This is a genomic window from Pseudomonas sp. KH_050 (assembly GCF_057838875.1).
Map to the genome: position 1 here is coordinate 5,328,868 of NZ_CM174478.1, position 15,704 is coordinate 5,344,571.

Genomic DNA, 15,704 nt, shown 5'->3' on the forward strand with positions numbered 1-15,704 from the left:
CTACTCCTTGACCGCCAGATTGACCGTGCGATTGGAGCGATCCACCGGGCGCACCTGCTGGCCTTCGTGCAATACGTGCACACCCGCGGCGACCACCCAGTCGCTGGCGTTCAGGCCTTCAAGGATCGGCACGGTTTTTTCACTGAAGGCCCCGACGCGCACGGGAGCGCGCTTGAGGGTGTTATTGGCGTCTACCCGCCAGACGTAGGTCGCACCGTTTTCCGCGGTGAGTGCCGAGAGCGGCACCGACAGCGATACGACACCTGCAGTTTGAATGAATACCCGGGCGCTCTGACCGAGTTCGGCCGGGACCTTGCCGGCGCTGAAGGCGATACGTGCGGCAAAGGTCCGGGATTTCGGGTCCGCGGCCGGTGACAGTTCACGAATGTGCCCGGCGAAGCGCTGGTCCGGTTGCGTCCACAACTCCACCGAGACTTCCTGGCCGACCTTGAAACGACCAAAGTTCTGCTCCGGCAGGCTGATCAGTACTTCCCGCTCGCCGTCGGTAGCCAGGGTGAACACCGTCTGCCCGGCCGCCACCACTTGCCCGACTTCGACCGCGCGCCTGGCTACCACGCCATCCTGCGGCGCACGCAGCACCGCGTAGCTGGCCTGATTGCTGGAGACATCAAACTCGGCCTTGATCTGCTTGAGCCGTGCTTCGCCTGCGCGGTAAAGGTTTTCCGCATTGTCGTACTGCGAACGGCTGACCATCTGCCGCTCCATCAAGGTCTTATAGCGATCTCGCTCGGCGCGCACCATATTGAGGTTGGCCTGGGCCGCTGCGACCTGGGCACGAGTGGCTTCCAGTTGCAGGCGCACATCCTGGGGATCGAGCTCCGCCAGCGGCTGATTGGCCTTGACCCGCTCGCCCTCTTCAACCAGTCGTCGGCTGACCTTGCCGCCGATACGGAACGCCAGATCGGGTTCGTAACGCGCGCGAACTTCACCGGGATAGCTGTCCATCGCCTGGGCCGAAGGCTCTGGCTGCACCACCATGGCCGGACGCACGGTGACCTGCGCCGGCTCTTCGTGACCGCACGCCGACAACAAAAACGCCAGACTGACTGGCAACGCGAAGGACAAGGCATAGCGGAACATGGTGAAGGACCTTTCGCTAATGGTGCTTTGAATAATTATACTGACGGGTATGTTATTAATAGCAAACTCACCAGTCCAGTATTAAAAGCGAAGAATGTCGAACAATCTTTCTGCATCCAATGGTCCCGGCCGCCCCAAGGACCTGGCAAAACGCCAGGCCATCCTCGACGCGGCGAAAAATCTGTTCCTCAGCAATGGCTATGCAAGCACCAGCATGGATGCGGTGGCGTCGGCGGCCGGTGTGTCCAAGCTGACGGTGTACAGCCATTTCAACGACAAGGAGACGCTGTTCTCGGCGGCCGTGGTGGCCAAATGCGAAGAGCAACTACCGACATTGTTTTTCGAGCTGCCGGACGGCATCCCGATCGAACATGTGCTGCTGAACATCGCACGCCGCTTTCACCTGCTGATCAATAGCGATGAATCGGTGAACCTGCATCGCCTGATCATGGCCTTGGGCAGCCAGGACCCGAAGCTCTCGCAGATTTTCTTCGAGGCCGGACCGCAACGCATGCTGCAGGGCATGGAACGCTTACTGACCCGGATCGACCAGATCGGCGCCTTGCGCATCGACAAGCCGCGCAATGCCGCCGAGCATTTTTTCTGCCTGCTCAAGGGTGCGGCGAATTTTCGTCTGCTCTATGGCTGCGGCGCGCCCCTGAGCGGTGACGCGGCCGAGGCCCATGTGCGGGAAGTGGTGGAGTTGTTTATGCGGGCTTATCGGGTTTGAGTAACACCAAAAGTATGTGTCGCTAGCAAAAAGATCGCAGCCTGCGGCAGCTCCTACGCGCCGACTGCGTTCACCCGTTAATCCCGGGTGTACGCAAAATCCCGCAGGCTGCGATCTTTTGATCTTCCAGGCTTAACCTCGGCTCTCAACCCTTGAGCGCTTTCTTCGGATAGATATCGTAGCGGCTGGACTTGCCGTCCAGCGAGTGGCTCGGCTTGGGCCCTTCAATACACGGCGCTTTACGCGGGCGTTTGACCACAACCCTGTGGCTGGCCAGCGCCAAAGCCGCTTCAAGCAGCGCCGGTGCGTCAGGATCATCGCCAACCAGCGGACGGAACAAACGCATTTCCTTTTTCACCAACGCCGTTTTCTCACGATGGGGAAACATCGGATCCAGGTAGATCACCTGCGGCGGCTCGCCTTCCCAGTTGCGCATCACCTCGATCGAGTTGCCTTTGAGCAATCGCATCCGTGAAACGATGGGCGCCACCTCGAAATCCTCAAGCCCACGGGCCAGACCATCTTCCAGCAATGCGCCAATCAACGGCTGGCGTTCGATCAAGCTCATTTCGCAGCCCAGGCTGGCCAGTACGAAGGCGTCCTTGCCGAGCCCTGCCGTGGCATCCAGCACTCGCGGGCGTACGCCCTGAGCGACACCCACCGCCTTGGCAATCATCTGGCCACTGCCTCCGCCATACAGCCGTCGATGGGCGGCGCCGCCTTCGACGAAGTCCACACGCACCGGTCCCGGCGCATCCGGCCCGAGCTGTTGCAACTGCAAACCCTGCTCCGTGAGCTGTAACGCGAACTCGGCATCGTCCATCGACAAGGGCAGACCGAGTCGCTCGGCCCACTGCTGCGCTTGCGCGGCAGACGCTCCGGCTAGCGCCTCGACTTTGATGCGGCAGGCCGCTGGTTGCTCAATCATGGGGAAACACGCTCAAAAAATTAATGATCGGCAAAAACTGCCGATAAAAGAACTATCAGGCATTTTGCCAGAGCTGAGCGTCGACCGAGAGAAATGTCAGACATTCGCCCCCTATCGATAGGCTTTATCTCGCCCCACGGCGATTACGGCCTGCGCAATTCCCAGGCACTGAGCGGCGTCAGCCATCTGTGGCAGGATTTTTTTGCCCGGGCACTGGCCGATCAGTTGGGCGATGCGCCGAGTGTTGGTGAAAAAAACCAGGTCGCCATCGATGGCCCGATCGAGCCAAGCGGTGGCACTGATCTGCTCACCCAAATCATCTCCCAACGCCTGTGCGACGTTCAGGACACTGTGATTCGCCCACCGGAGCCACTGTTTCTGCCGATTGCCGAATTCGAGATGGAGCTTGCCGACAAACCGGCCATCCCGTTCCCTGCAGAAGAAATCATCGCACAACAACAGCAACAGAATTTCGACAGCAGTTGGCTGCGGCCGATCGTGCTCAATGCCGGCCAACCGCTGCCAGAGCCCGGCCCGGCGCCGCAGCCTCGCGCGCTGCACCTGCCGATTGCCGAGTTCGAACTCGAGCTGTTGGACAAGCCGGCACTCCCCTATCCGCCGGAAGAACTCGTCGAACAACAGAAACAATTCGATTTCGATAACGGCTGGGCTCGCCCACTGATCCTGCACAATCTGCGCCTCGCCGCCTGAACCTCAAGCCGGGCTCAGCGACATATCCACCACGGCCCCATGTCCAGGTGAAAATGGTTGTGATGGGCGGCGTTGTAATCCGGGCTCAGCACCACATTGAAGGTATCGCAGGCACCCTCGCGGACTTGCCGCAGAAACCGCGAATCGGGATTTTCCTTCGGCCAATCCTTGAGCACGCTGATGGTTCGCCCGTCGGCCAGACGAAACCCGGCAATGTCCAGGGCGTTGGCCGTCGCATGCTGACTGCGGGCACCATCCTCGCGGTTGTACATGTTGCGGCAGGCAAAACTACCCAAATGCTCGACGCGCGTCACCGCTTGCCCATACACCGCCTGCGCAGCGGGTTGCAGGGCGTGGCGCTCGAACAGCGCGAACGCCACCGCCAATGGGCAACTGGCCAGAAAGCTGCTGCTCAATGCCACCTCACCGCCCTCCACGCGCAGGGCATTGCTCAACGGGCAAGCCGCCTGCGGATCGCTGTCACGTTGGCGAGTCACGCGCAAACCGGAGCTGCCTAGCGCTTGATCACACAGCGCCGGGTCGCCCCGCAGGCGCATCAACTTGAAGCGCGTCCACAGGTTCGGCGAGGCTCGCACATCCAAAGGTGCCCAGGGATTCCATTCGGTCGACAACGGCAACCAGCCACGCCAGACGCCGAGCAACAAGCCGCCAGCGACCAGCAGCAACAGCCCGAGCACTTTCAGAAACCGCACGTCGACTCCCTATGAATCAATCCTTGAATAGCTGATTGGCTTGCTGAAATGGCATGGACTGCGCAGTAAAGGTGAACGTACCCCGCTCGTGAATTTCCTGGGCCGCCCGGAAGAACTCGCCATAGGCCGCCAAGGCCAGGGCCGAGCCGACGCTGATGCGTTTGACGCCCATCTCGCCGAGCTGCGCAACGCTCAACTTGAGCCCACCCGACATCAACACATTGACCGGTTTCGGCGCCACCGCCCGGACCACCGCGAGCACCTCATCGGCGCTGCGCAAGCCCGGTGCGTAGAGCACGTCGGCGCCAGCTTCGGCATAGGCCTGCAAGCGGCGGATGGTATCCGCCAGGTCTGGCTTGCCATGCAGGAAGTTCTCGGCGCGTGCGGTCAACATGAAAGGGAACGGCAGACTGTGGGCCGCCGCGACCGAGGCTTCGATCCGTTCGACGGAATGCAGGAAATCATGGATGGGATCGTCAGCGTGACCCGTGGCGTCTTCAATCGAGCCACCGACCACACCGGCAGCCGCTGCGAGCAGGATAGCCTCGGCGCAGCCCTTGGGGCTGTCGGAGAAACCATTTTCCAGGTCCACCGCCACCGGCAGTTCTGTTGCGCCAACAATCGCCTGGACGTTTTCAAGGGTATCGCTCAGCGACATCGCCCCGTCCGGACGACCTCGAGAAAAGGCAAACCCGGCGCTGGTGGTCGCCAACGCCCCATAGCCAAGACTGGCAAGCATTTTGGCCGAGCCGGCGTCCCACGGATTAGGGATCACGAAAGCAGTGTCACGCTCATGGAGGGCCTTGAAGGCCTGGGCACGAAGGTGTTGCGCATCCATTTTCTCGCTCCTGAAGAGAGGATTGGTCCACCTCAGAGCAAGCCAAGTTGCTCCGCCGCGGGCTCTCTGTATAGCTCAGGCAGCGCCGGCAAGCCAGGCAATCGCAGCATCAACCGGGCGTGAAAGCGCTGTGCCAGTTTGGCCGCGAGCAGGTTATCGGCGGTGTGCAGAAAGATATACGGCGTGCGCCCTTCTTCGATCCAGCCGGCGATCTTCTCGACCCACGGCAGCAGGAATGGATCATTGGCCTCAAGCTCGGGATGACCGATAAAGCGCACCTGCGGAAACTGGCTGAAGGCCGCCGGACGTGGCGGCACTTTGGGCTTTTTCGATTGCGCATGCAGCACCGACGGATCGCTCGAGGTGCAGCTGAACAATGCCCGAGGATCGAGACAGATGCGCTCCACGCCACGATCCAGCAACAGCCGATTGAGCATCCGCTCGGCATCGCCTTTGGCAAAGAACTCACGATGGCGCACTTCCACCGCCAGCGGTCGTTCCAGACCATCGATAAAACCGGCCAATTCCGCCAGTCGCTGTGGCGCAAAGCTCGCCGGCAATTGCAGCCATAGCGGTGAGACGCGCGCTCCAAGCGGGCTGAGCAATTGCAGGAACGTCTCGGCGGCGGTCAATTGCTCGCGCAGGTCGCCGCCATGGCTGATATCACCCGGGAATTTGGCAGTGAAGCGAAAGTGTTCAGGCATGGTCTCGGCCCAACGCTGCACCGTCGAGGCAGCAGGACGCGCATAGAAGGTGGTGTTGCCTTCCACGGCATTGAACACTTGGGAGTACAGGCCGAGAAACTCCGCCGGCCGCGCGTTTTCCGGATAAAGATACTCACGCCAGGCGTTTTCGCTCCAGGAAGGGCAACCGAGGTAATAAGGGAGCAGCATCAGATGTGCAGATCGAGCCCCAGCACTTCCATGTCCCAATCGACAAAACCGGCAGTGGTCAGGTAGCTGGCCAGGGCATTGGCCACGTTTTTACTCATGGCGCGATGGAAAATCATGTCTTGCTGACGGGCCGGGAGATTACCGGTACGTCCAGCCGCGGCCTGGGAACGTGCATTGGGCGGCGTATCGGCCTGGAGATCAAGCTCGCCATCGATATCCTCGCGGGACTCGTCCACCAGCGTATTGCCTTTGCGAGGCGTGCGCTTGATGGGATAGGACTGAGATGAATAGCCGTCTATACGCATAAGTGTATGCTCGGTATCAATGATGGCAACTTAGCGGCACTGCACCGACTAAGCAAATGCCCAAGTGATAACTAGAACACAGAAAACGCAAAAGGTTTAAAAGCGCGGGAAAATTGCTGGGGAAACCTGATGATTGGCAGTGTTTAAGCAAACCCTGTGGTGAAGGCCACAACCAGCCCTATCACCACATGGGACTTACCGTGCTTTAGGCGTTGCCACTTTATCGCGCAGGTACACCGGTTGCGCCTGGTCGGCAGGAATGGCTTCACCACGCTCCCAGGCAAACCGCGCCAGGGTCAACAGGTCTTCGGCATGGGGCAACATGCCGGTGTCTTGCCCTGTCAGGCTGACGCCGATCCGCTCGGCATATCCCCAACCGGTGCCTGCGCCAAACCACTCGCCACTGGCGTCGGCCGGCAAGGCGACCACTTCTGGCGGCAGCACCGCTTCAGCCCCGACCAGGCGCATTTCACCGGCGGTTTCGCGGTAGCAGCCCCAATACACTTCATCCATTCGCGCATCGATGGCCGCAGCGACCTGGTGCGCACCGTGCTCACGCAATGCCCGCTGGGCCAGCACCGCCAGGTTGGACACCGGCAACACCGGACGCTCCAGAGCGAAAGCCAGCCCCTGAACCACGCCGATAGCGATCCGCACGCCCGTAAAGGCACCCGGTCCACGACCAAAGGCAATCGCGTCGACCGCTTGCAGGGTGGTCCCCGCCTCGGCCAGCAGTTGCTTGATCATCGGCAGCAGCTTCTGCGCATGCAGGCGCGGGATCACCTCGTAATGGCTCGTGACCTTGCCGTCATGCAGCAAGGCAACGGAGCAAGCTTCAGTCGCGGTGTCCAGGGCCAGCAAGGTGCTCATCGGTGTTTCCATCGGTGTGAAAAAAGTCCGCCAGTATAAACAACAACGGCCCGCAAGCGGGCCGTTGAAGGTGAAGCATCAGCAGACTTTTCAGCTCAGAGCTTCAAGCACCTTGCCGGTGATCGCTTCAACCGAGCCGACACCAACGATGTGGCTGTACTTCGGCTTGCCCTGGCCTTCGGCCAGATTCTGGTAGAAGGCCACCAGTGGTTTGGTCTGGGAATGGTAGACCGACAGGCGATGACGCACGGTTTCTTCGGTGTCGTCTTTGCGCTGCACCAGGTCTTCGCCGGTCACGTCGTCTTTGTCAGCCACTTTTGGCGGGTTGTAGACAGTGTGGTAAACGCGACCGCTGGCCTCGTGCACACGACGACCGGCGATACGCTGAACGATTTCTTCATCATCGACGGCAATTTCAACCACGTGATCCAGCTCGACACCGGCCTTGACCAGTGCTTCAGCCTGGGGAATGGTGCGCGGGAAGCCGTCGAACAGGAAGCCGTTGGCACAATCAGGCTGGCTGATGCGTTCCTTGACCAGGTTGATGATCAAGTCATCGGAGACCAGGCCGCCGCTGTCCATCACGCTCTTGGCGATCAGGCCCAGCTCGGTGCCGGCCTTGACGGCAGCACGCAGCATGTCGCCAGTGGAGATTTGCGGGATGCCGAATTTTTCGGTGATGAACTTTGCCTGAGTACCTTTACCGGCCCCGGGAGCTCCCAGCAGAATTACGCGCATCGATGTGCTCCTCAATTTTTTATATAGATAACGTCAGATTCGCCTCGTGGGGCCAACCTCATAAATAGGGTGGTGACCGCCCAAACGGCCAAGGGCTGATCAAGATACACAGCAGACCGGGACCACACAAGCCGCCGAAAGTAGCAAGAACCCGCGACAAATTTGCCACTGCAACGAGGTGCTCCTAGTCGCAACCCCACAACAAAGTGTCGCCTGGCAGTAGCGATCACCCCTTTTGAACCGACCGTCAGGGTGATGCGCCAAGTCGCTGCATACTGCCGAAAAAACAATTAGCCGGTATTACGCAAACCGGCGGCAATCCCCGCCACAGACACCAGCAGCGCCTGTTCCAGCGGGCTGTCTTGCTCGGCGTCCTGTTGCCTTGATCGCTCCAGCAGTTCGGCCTGCAATAGATGCAGCGGGTCCAGGTAGGTGTTGCGCAAACGGATGAATTCAAGGGTGTCTGGGCTATGTGCCAGCAGCAAAGACTGACCGGTCAATCCCAATACCACGGCACAAGCCTGCGACAATAGGTCGCGTAAATGCGCACCCAAAGGTCGCAATTGTGGCTCGACCAATCGCTCATCGTAAGACTGCGCGATATCCGCATCGGCCTTGGCCAGGACCATTTCCAGCATATCGATGCGGGTGCGGAAGAATGGCCATTGTTCACGCATCTGCGTAAGCAACTCGCCTTCACCGCGTTCCAGGGCCTTGCTCAATGCGCTTTCCCAGCCGAGCCAGGCCGGCAGCATCAAGCGCGTCTGGGTCCAGCCGAAGATCCACGGAATCGCCCGCAAACTCTCGATGCCGCCAGCACGGCGTTTGGCCGGACGACTGCCCAGCGGCAAACGGCCCAGTTCCTGTTCCGGTGTCGACTGGCGGAAATACTCGACGAACTGCGGATTGTCCCGCACCACGGCGCGATAGGCCTTGACCCCATCAGCCGCCAATTCATCCATCAGTACCCGCCAGGCCGGTTCCGGTGGCGGCGGCGGTAATACGGTGGCTTCCAGCACCGCGGCCAGGTACAGATTGAGGTTTTGCTCGGCAATGTCCGGCAGGCCGAACTTGAAACGAATCATTTCACCCTGCTCTGTGGTGCGGAAGCGCCCCGCCACCGAACCCGGCGGTTGCGACAAGATTGCCGCGTGAGCCGGACCACCGCCGCGTCCCACCGTGCCGCCGCGACCGTGGAACAACAGCAGTTCGACCTGCTGCTCGCGGCAGATGTCCACCAAGCGTTCCTGCGCCCGATACTGCGCCCAGGCCGCGGCCGTGGTGCCGGCGTCCTTGGCCGAATCGGAGTAACCAATCATGACTTCCTGCGGTCCCTGCAACCGCGAGCGATAGCCGGGCAGCAGCAATAGCTTTTCGATTACCGGGCCGGCGTTATCCAGGTCGGCCAGGGTTTCGAACAGCGGCACGACGCGCATCGGCCGCAGCACCCCGGCCTCTTTGAGCAGCAGTTGCACGGCAAGCACGTCGGAAGCCGCACCCGCCATGGAGATCACATAAGAACCCAGGGAGGCCGCAGGCGCCGCAGCGATTTCCCGGCAGGTCGCCAGTACTTCGGCAGTCTCGCCGGATGGTTTGAAATACGCGGGTAGCAATGGCCGGCGATTATTCAACTCACCCATGAGGAAGCTGATGCGTTCTTCCTCGCTCCAGTCGCCATAGCGTCCCAGGCCGAGGTAGTCGGTGATTTCGGTCATCGCCGACGAATGCCGCGAGGAGTCCTGACGCACGTCCAGGCGCACCAGGAACAAGCCGAAGGTCACGGCACGGCGCAGGCAGTCGAGCAGCGGCCCATCGGCGATCACGCCCATCCCGCACTCGTGCAGCGACTGATAACAGAGCTCCAGCGGATCGAGCAGGTCACGGTTGTTCTGCAAGACGTCGGTGCTCGCCACTGACGCGCTATTGAGCGATGCGTGGGCCCAGGCACGGGTCGCCCGCAGGCGCTCACGCAACTGCTTGAGTACCGCGCGATAAGGTTCTGCGCTGTCTCCCGCCTTGGCCCGCAATTCGGCGCTGGCCTGTTGCATCGACAGCTCGGCTGCCAGTTGATCGACATCGCGCAGGTACAAGTCGGCGGCCATCCAGCGCGCCAGCAGCAACACCTCGCGGGTGACCGGCGCCGTGACATTCGGGTTGCCGTCACGGTCGCCGCCCATCCACGAGGCGAAGCGAATCGGCGCGGCTTCCAGCGGCAAGTGCAGGCCGGTTGCGGCAAACAGCGCCTTGTCCGCCTTGCGCATGTAGTTGGGGATCGCCTGCCACAGGGAGTGCTCGATCACCGCAAAGCCCCACTTGGCTTCATCTACCGGCGTCGGTCGGGTGCGGCGGATTTCTTCTGTGTGCCAGGCCTCGGCGATCAACCGCTGCAAGCGCTGGCGGATCTGCTCACGTTCGGCGGTGGTCAGGTCGCGGTGATCCTGCGCCGCCAGTTGCGCGGCGATGGCATCGTATTTCTGGATCAGGGTGCGACGGGCGACCTCGGTCGGGTGCGCGGTCAGCACCAGCTCGATCTCCAGCCGTCCCAACTGCCGGGCCAGCGAGTCGGCGCTATGCCCTTCAGCGAGCAAACGCGTCAATAGCTCCGGCAATACCCGCGATTCGAACGGCGCGGGCTCCGCCTCGTCGCGCCGATGAATCAACTGATATTGCTCGGCGATATTGGCCAGGTTGAGAAACTGATTGAACGCACGCGCCACAGGCAGCAATTCGTCCTCGCTCAACTGGTTCAGGCTGGCGCTCAGTTCGGCATTCGCCGAGCCACGCCGATCGGCCTTGGCGCCCTTGCGAATCTGCTCGATCTTGTCGAGGAAATCCTCTCCATACTGTTCACGAATGGTGTTGCCCAACAGTTCACCCAGCAGGTGAACATCTTCGCGCAAGCGTGCATCAATATCAGTCATTCAGGTGTTCTCCAGCAGACTCGGGGCGGCTCGGAAGGCTCAAGAGTGCCGCTCGCGTCACGTTCTTACAAGCGTGCGACGATTCGACTGTAAACCTTGCGCGATAAAGCTAGTCTCAAGAGTAAGCCACACAAGGGCTTGCTACCGGCCCACGCCGGTATTCATTACTGCCTGCCACGAGCAGGTGATTAGAGGTCGCCATGAAAATCCGTGAGCTCGCCCAACATTGGGAAGAAAATGCCAAAGGCCGTTTGACCAAGACCGGCTACACCATCCGCCTGGACGTGGAAGCCGCTGCACGCCTGGCAGCCATAGCCGAGATGTACCCCAAACGGCATATCGAAGAACTTCTCGGCGAACTGATCGGTGCCGCGCTGGAAGAGCTCGAAGAGAGCTTTCCCTACGTCAAGGGATCCCAGGTAGTCGCCACCGACGAAGAAGGTGACCCGCTTTACGAAGACGTCGGCCCTACCCCCCGTTATCTGGCGTTATCAAGGCGCCACCTGCAGGATTTGTCCGCTCAGACCGACAAGCAAAAACACTGAATCGCCGTGTGGAAGTCACTATTTCCAACGACAACCAGTCGGTTGTTCCACGCTCGGCGATCAGTTCCAACTGATGGGTTCGGGAACTGTCTCTATCGTTAATCCTTGAACAGCAGATCATTCGGAGTCCGATACGGGCTCCGGATTTTTATGTCTGAACGCCAACCTGTTCCGTTCGATTACCGCCCAAAACCCGCCACGGCCAATTGAACCGCTCTGACCATCCAACGCACCATCCCCTCGCACCGACAACAACCAATAACAACAGGTTCGACCCCATGACTGCGCACCCTGCCCGCTCCGGCTGATCCGGCCCGTTCTTCCCCCCAGTTCGAATTTTTTGTCTGCGACTCGACATCGCGGCAGCGTCCTGCCTCATCCCTGACAATGAGAGAGCCCGATCATCATGAAGCCATTCACTTCTTACTCAGCTACTGCGCCCGCCGTGATGTTCATTGCGCTGGCGAGCACGGCATTGCCGGTCATGGCCGAGGAGTCCGGCTTTGTCGAAGGCGCCAAGGTCAACCTGAACCTGCGCAATTTCTACCTCAACCGCAACTTCACCAACCCGACCAAGCCCCAGGGCAAGGCCGAAGAATGGACCCAGAGTTTCATCCTTGATGCCAGGTCCGGGTTCACTCAGGGCACGATCGGTTTCGGTGTCGACGTGCTGGGCCTGTACTCGCTGAAACTCGACGGCGGACGCGGCACTGGCGGCACACAGTTGCTGCCGCTCGATCACGACGGCCGCCCGGCGGATCACTTCGGACGCCTGGGCGTGGCCTTCAAGGCGAAGCTGTCCCAGACCGAATTGAAAGTCGGCGAATGGATGCCGGTGTTACCGATCCTGCGTTCGGACGATGGGCGTTCATTGCCACAGACCTTTCGTGGCGGCCAGATCACCTCGAAGGAAATCGACGGCCTGACGCTCTACGGTGGCCAGTTCCGCGCCAACAGCCCGCGTGACGACAGCAGCATGAGCGACATGTCGATGACCGGCAAAGCCGCATTCACCTCCGACCGTTTCAACTTCGAAGGCGCCGAATACGCCTTCAATGAAAAACGCACCCAGATCGGTCTGTGGAACGCTGAACTCCAGGACATCTACAGCCAGCAATACCTCAACCTGACCCACACTCAACCCGTGGGCGACTGGACCCTGGGCGCCAATCTGGGGTTCTTCTATGGCAAGGAGGACGGCAGCGCCCAGGCCGGTGACCTGGACAACAAGACCTGGTCCGGACTGTTCTCGGCCAAATACGGCGGCCATACCTTCTATGTCGGCCTGCAAAAAGTCAGCGGCGACAGCCCCTGGATGCGGGTCAACGGTACCAGTGGCGGCACCCTGGCCAACGACAGCTACAACTCAAGTTATGACAACGCCAGGGAAAAATCCTGGCAGCTGCGCCATGACTACAACTTCGTCGCCATGGGCGTGCCCGGCCTGAGCTTGATGAACCGCTACATCAGCGGCGACAACGTGCATACCGGAACCATCACCGACGGTAAGGAATGGGGACGCGAGACCGAACTGGCCTACACCGTGCAGAGCGGCACGCTGAAAAATCTCAACGTCAAATGGCGCAACTCAAGCATCCGCCGCGACTACAGCAACAATGAGTTCGACGAAAACCGGGTGATTGTGAGTTACCCGATCAGCTTGCTGTAAGCCATAAACAGCTTCGCGGGCAGATCGCCAGGATCGCAGCCTGCGGCAGCTCCCACACCGACCGCATACACCGTTGACCAAACGGTGTATGCGAATCCCGTAGGAGCTGCCGCAGGCTGCGATCTTTTCGGGGCACCAAGACAGTCCCGGATTATTCCCGCGACTCAACCCCCAACTCATCCCACACCGACTCCGCCAGGTGGAAGGTCGCATTGGCCGCCGGAATGCCGCAGTAGATTGCACTCTGCATCAGCACTTCCTTGATCTCGGCGCGGGTCACGCCGTTGCTGGCGGCGGCACGCAGATGCAGCTTGAGCTCTTCGTTACGGTTCATGCCGATCAGCATGGCGATGGTGATCAGGCTGCGGGTGTGCCGAGGCAAGCCCGGGCGGGTCCAGATATCACCCCAGGCGTGACGAGTGATCATTTCCTGGAACTCCGAGTTGAACTCGGTGAGGGTATTCAGGCTGCGGTCGACATGGGCATCGCCGAGGACCGCGCGACGCACCTGCAGGCCTTCGTCATAACGTTGTTTCTCGTCCACGGTCAGCTCCTCAAACGCGCTGGTCAGCTAACAGGAAGGCCAACACCCGATCGCTGAACGCAACGCCGGCCTGTACGTTGGACAGGTGCGCGGCATAGAACTCGGCGTATTCGGCGCCCTGCACGTGCTCTTGAATAAAGTGCCCGCCCGCCGGTGGCGTGACCGCATCTTCAGTGCCGCAAATCACCAGTGTCGGCACCTGGATCGATGACAACTGCTCGCGGAAATCGGCATCGCGCACCGCCGCGCAGTTGGCGGCATAGCCTTGTGGTGAGGTGGCGGCGAGCATGTCGGTGATCTGCTTGGCCTGCTGCGGATTGGCCTCGGCAAAGTCCGCGGTGAACCAGCGGGCAATCGACGCATCGCGCAGTGCAACCATCGCTGCCGGGCCGTCTCGCAGCACGGTTTCGATCCGTGGGTTCCATACCGAAGGATCACCGATTTTCGCCGCTGTGTTGCACACCACCAGCTTGCGCAGACGCTCGCCAGCATTGATCCCCAGCCACTGGCCGATCAGCCCGCCCATGGACAAGCCGCAGAAATGTGCGCGCTCGATATGCAAGGCATCCAGCAACGCCAGCACATCCTGGCCCAATTGCTCGATGCTGTACGGCCCCGGGGTCACCAGTGAACGACCATGGCCGCGAGTATCGAAACGCAGCACCCGGAAATGCTCGGCAAAGGCCGGAATCTGCAGGTCCCACATGTGCAGGTCGGTGCCCAGTGAGTTGGACAGCACCAGCACCGGTGCATCTTCCGGGCCGTCGAGTTGATAGTTCAGTTCGCCATCGACGAGTTGTACGAATCCCACAGCAGTCTCCTTCATGCGCTCAAGGCAAAATGTTCAGCCACGGCTCGCTCGACCCAGGTATGGGCCTGACCGAGGTAATGGGCAGGGTCCAGCAGATGATCGAGTTCATCGGCCGATAGGTGGGTGGTCACTTGCGGTTCATCGCCGAGTACCGCACGCAAATGCCGCTGCTCGGCGACCGCGCGCTTGCAGCAGTGCTCGAGCAGATGATGAGCCGCATCGCGGCCCACCCGTTGGGCGAGGACGATGCTCACCGCTTCGGCCAGCACCAGCCCCTGAGTCAGGTCGAGGTTTTTAGTCATGCGCTCGGTGTCGACTTCCAGTCCTTCAGTCACCAGCAAGGCCTGCTGCAACGCACCGGAGACCAGGCAGCAAATGTCCGGCAGGGTTTCCCATTCGGCATGCCACAGACCCAGGCTGCGCTCGTGTTCCTGGGGCATCGCGCTGAACAGCGTCGCCAGCAAGCCCGGCACCCGGGTTGCGGCGCCGATCAACACCGCAGCGCCGACCGGATTGCGTTTGTGCGGCATGGTCGACGATCCGCCCTTGCCCGGCGCCGCAGGTTCGAACACCTCAGCGGCCTCGGTCTGCATCAGCAGGCTGATGTCGCGACCGAGCTTGCCCAGGCTGCCAGCGATCAGGCCCAGCACTGAGCCGAACTCCACCAGTCGGTCGCGCTGGGTGTGCCAGGGTTGCTCCGGCAGCCCGAGTTGCAGTTCCTGCGCCAGTGCCTCGGCAACCGGCATTGCTTGCTCACCGAGCGCCGCGAGGGTCCCGGAAGCGCCGCCGAATTGCAGCACCAGCAAACGCAGTTTGAGTTCCTGCAGCCGTTGGCGATTGCGGGTCACGGCGCCCAGCCAACCGGCGATTTTCATGCCCAGGGTCACGGGTGTCGCGTGTTGCAGCCAGGTGCGCCCGGCCAACGGTGTAGCCACATAGCGTTGTGCCTGGGTGGCCAGGATCTCGCCGAGTCGCGCCAGTTGAGCTTCGATCAGCAGCAAGGCACTGCGCAGTTGCAGCACCAGCCCGGTGTCCATCACGTCCTGACTGGTGGCCCCCAGATGCACATACCGCTCGGCTTCGACGTCATGGCTGGCGATCTGTTTGCCCAGCGCCTTGACCAGCGGGATCGCCGAGTTGCCCGCCGTGGCAATCGCCTCGCCGAGCGCGAAGAAGTCATAGTGTTCTGCCCGGCATGCCGCTTCGATCGGCGTGACCGCAGTCTGCGGAATCAATCCGACCCGCGCCTGCGCCCGGGCCAGCGCCGCTTCGAAATCGAGCATCGCCTGTACCCGACCCTGATCGCAAAACACTTCACGCATATCGCGGGCAGTGAAGTAAGCATCGAACAATTGATTGCTCGGTCGGTCGTTCATAAACAATCCCT

Annotated in this window: 16 protein-coding genes and 1 pseudogene; 5 read left to right on the forward strand and 12 right to left on the reverse strand. The window is 60.9% G+C overall.

From position 1 onward, the window contains the following. A complete protein-coding gene (locus AC3IUA_RS24460) occupies window positions 1-1,101 on the reverse strand; it encodes an efflux RND transporter periplasmic adaptor subunit (protein WP_489357434.1) in 1,101 nt (366 codons plus the stop codon). 94 nt (window positions 1,102-1,195) lie between these two features. Here AC3IUA_RS24460 and AC3IUA_RS24465 point away from each other — a divergent pair, with 94 nt between their 5' ends. Then, window positions 1,196-1,831: a TetR/AcrR family transcriptional regulator gene (locus AC3IUA_RS24465; protein WP_489357435.1), complete on the forward strand. Its 636-nt coding sequence runs from the start codon at window positions 1,196-1,198 to the stop codon at window positions 1,829-1,831. Between the two features lie 145 nt (window positions 1,832-1,976). Here the strand turns inward: AC3IUA_RS24465 and AC3IUA_RS24470 are convergent, their stop codons facing one another. Next, on the reverse strand, window positions 1,977-2,759 hold the full coding sequence (locus tag AC3IUA_RS24470; protein WP_489357436.1) for a class I SAM-dependent methyltransferase: 783 nt from the start codon (window positions 2,757-2,759) through the stop codon (window positions 1,977-1,979). 93 nt (window positions 2,760-2,852) lie between these two features. Here AC3IUA_RS24470 and AC3IUA_RS24475 point away from each other — a divergent pair, with 93 nt between their 5' ends. Further along, the gene (locus AC3IUA_RS24475; protein WP_489357437.1) at window positions 2,853-3,470 is read left to right on the forward strand and encodes an energy transducer TonB; all 618 of its coding nucleotides are present in this window, start codon (window positions 2,853-2,855) and stop codon (window positions 3,468-3,470) included. Between the two features lie 14 nt (window positions 3,471-3,484). On the opposite strand, the gene AC3IUA_RS24480 is transcribed toward AC3IUA_RS24475, so the two are convergent. The 7 genes from AC3IUA_RS24480 to ppc form a co-directional block, all read right to left on the reverse strand. After that, complete coding sequence (locus AC3IUA_RS24480; protein WP_489357438.1) at window positions 3,485-4,183, reverse strand: extensin-like domain-containing protein; 699 nt, start codon at window positions 4,181-4,183, stop codon at window positions 3,485-3,487. 16 nt (window positions 4,184-4,199) lie between these two features. Continuing rightward, window positions 4,200-5,021, reverse strand: a complete 822-nt coding sequence (locus AC3IUA_RS24485) for an isocitrate lyase/PEP mutase family protein (RefSeq protein ID WP_489357439.1) — start codon at window positions 5,019-5,021, stop codon at window positions 4,200-4,202. 32 nt (window positions 5,022-5,053) lie between these two features. Further along, the gene (locus AC3IUA_RS24490) at window positions 5,054-5,914 is read right to left on the reverse strand and encodes a DUF72 domain-containing protein (protein ID WP_489357440.1); all 861 of its coding nucleotides are present in this window, start codon (window positions 5,912-5,914) and stop codon (window positions 5,054-5,056) included. Beyond that, complete coding sequence (locus AC3IUA_RS24495) at window positions 5,914-6,219, reverse strand: hypothetical protein (protein ID WP_489357441.1); 306 nt, start codon at window positions 6,217-6,219, stop codon at window positions 5,914-5,916. The genes AC3IUA_RS24490 and AC3IUA_RS24495 overlap by 1 nt, the downstream gene beginning before the upstream one ends. Before the next feature lie 195 nt (window positions 6,220-6,414). After that, window positions 6,415-7,089 (reverse strand): tRNA (adenosine(37)-N6)-threonylcarbamoyltransferase complex dimerization subunit type 1 TsaB, encoded by a 675-nt coding sequence (tsaB, locus tag AC3IUA_RS24500; RefSeq protein WP_489357442.1) that lies wholly within the window; start codon window positions 7,087-7,089, stop codon window positions 6,415-6,417. Window positions 7,090-7,179: 90 nt separating this feature from the next. Next, complete coding sequence (gene adk, locus AC3IUA_RS24505) at window positions 7,180-7,827, reverse strand: adenylate kinase (protein ID WP_489357443.1); 648 nt, start codon at window positions 7,825-7,827, stop codon at window positions 7,180-7,182. 290 nt (window positions 7,828-8,117) lie between these two features. Further along, entirely contained in the window at window positions 8,118-10,748 is a 2,631-nt protein-coding gene (ppc, locus tag AC3IUA_RS24510) for a phosphoenolpyruvate carboxylase (protein ID WP_489357444.1), read from the reverse strand. Between the two features lie 200 nt (window positions 10,749-10,948). Here ppc and AC3IUA_RS24515 point away from each other — a divergent pair, with 200 nt between their 5' ends. From AC3IUA_RS24515 to AC3IUA_RS24525, 3 genes and pseudogenes are all read left to right on the forward strand, one after another. Next, window positions 10,949-11,293 carry a pilin assembly protein gene (locus AC3IUA_RS24515; RefSeq protein ID WP_489357445.1) on the forward strand — a complete coding sequence of 115 codons (345 nt, stop codon included), beginning with the start codon at window positions 10,949-10,951 and terminating at the stop codon, window positions 11,291-11,293. Continuing rightward, window positions 11,284-11,367: pseudogene (locus AC3IUA_RS24520) on the forward strand (OmpA family protein); the annotation flags it as partial. The gene AC3IUA_RS24515 and the pseudogene AC3IUA_RS24520, both read left to right, overlap by 10 nt. Window positions 11,368-11,699: 332 nt before the next feature. Further along, window positions 11,700-12,962: an OprD family porin gene (locus AC3IUA_RS24525; protein WP_489357446.1), complete on the forward strand. Its 1,263-nt coding sequence runs from the start codon at window positions 11,700-11,702 to the stop codon at window positions 12,960-12,962. Window positions 12,963-13,113: 151 nt separating this feature from the next. Here AC3IUA_RS24525 and pcaC read toward each other — a convergent pair whose 3' ends face one another. From pcaC to AC3IUA_RS24540, 3 genes are read right to left on the reverse strand one after another with little or no spacing between them, the layout of a single operon-like run. Then, window positions 13,114-13,506, reverse strand: coding sequence for a 4-carboxymuconolactone decarboxylase (gene pcaC, locus AC3IUA_RS24530; protein ID WP_489357447.1), 393 nt, complete (start codon window positions 13,504-13,506; stop codon window positions 13,114-13,116). A 10-nt stretch (window positions 13,507-13,516) separates the two neighbouring features. Further along, the gene (gene pcaD / locus AC3IUA_RS24535) at window positions 13,517-14,317 is read right to left on the reverse strand and encodes a 3-oxoadipate enol-lactonase (RefSeq protein ID WP_489357448.1); all 801 of its coding nucleotides are present in this window, start codon (window positions 14,315-14,317) and stop codon (window positions 13,517-13,519) included. 11 nt (window positions 14,318-14,328) lie between these two features. After that, the gene (locus tag AC3IUA_RS24540; RefSeq protein ID WP_489357449.1) at window positions 14,329-15,693 is read right to left on the reverse strand and encodes a 3-carboxy-cis,cis-muconate cycloisomerase; all 1,365 of its coding nucleotides are present in this window, start codon (window positions 15,691-15,693) and stop codon (window positions 14,329-14,331) included. Window positions 15,694-15,704 lie beyond the last annotated feature (11 nt).

Excerpts from the sequence above, each read along its gene's own strand:
- AC3IUA_RS24470 (WP_489357436.1), bottom strand. The coding sequence starts at position 2,759 with ATGATTGAGCAACCAGCGGCCTGCCGCATCAAAGTCGAGGCGCTAGCC.
- tsaB (WP_489357442.1), bottom strand. The coding sequence starts at position 7,089 with ATGAGCACCTTGCTGGCCCTGGACACCGCGACTGAAGCTTGCTCCGTT.
- AC3IUA_RS24515 (WP_489357445.1), top strand. The coding sequence starts at position 10,949 with ATGAAAATCCGTGAGCTCGCCCAACATTGGGAAGAAAATGCCAAAGGC.
- AC3IUA_RS24485 (WP_489357439.1), bottom strand. The coding sequence starts at position 5,021 with ATGGATGCGCAACACCTTCGTGCCCAGGCCTTCAAGGCCCTCCATGAG.
- AC3IUA_RS24475 (WP_489357437.1), top strand. The coding sequence starts at position 2,853 with ATGTCAGACATTCGCCCCCTATCGATAGGCTTTATCTCGCCCCACGGC.
- AC3IUA_RS24495 (WP_489357441.1), bottom strand. The coding sequence starts at position 6,219 with ATGCGTATAGACGGCTATTCATCTCAGTCCTATCCCATCAAGCGCACG.
- AC3IUA_RS24525 (WP_489357446.1), top strand. The coding sequence starts at position 11,700 with ATGAAGCCATTCACTTCTTACTCAGCTACTGCGCCCGCCGTGATGTTC.
- AC3IUA_RS24465 (WP_489357435.1), top strand. The coding sequence starts at position 1,196 with ATGTCGAACAATCTTTCTGCATCCAATGGTCCCGGCCGCCCCAAGGAC.
- AC3IUA_RS24460 (WP_489357434.1), bottom strand. The coding sequence starts at position 1,101 with ATGTTCCGCTATGCCTTGTCCTTCGCGTTGCCAGTCAGTCTGGCGTTT.
- ppc (WP_489357444.1), bottom strand. The coding sequence starts at position 10,748 with ATGACTGATATTGATGCACGCTTGCGCGAAGATGTTCACCTGCTGGGT.
- AC3IUA_RS24540 (WP_489357449.1), bottom strand. The coding sequence starts at position 15,693 with ATGAACGACCGACCGAGCAATCAATTGTTCGATGCTTACTTCACTGCC.
- adk (WP_489357443.1), bottom strand. The coding sequence starts at position 7,827 with ATGCGCGTAATTCTGCTGGGAGCTCCCGGGGCCGGTAAAGGTACTCAG.
- AC3IUA_RS24490 (WP_489357440.1), bottom strand. The coding sequence starts at position 5,914 with ATGCTGCTCCCTTATTACCTCGGTTGCCCTTCCTGGAGCGAAAACGCC.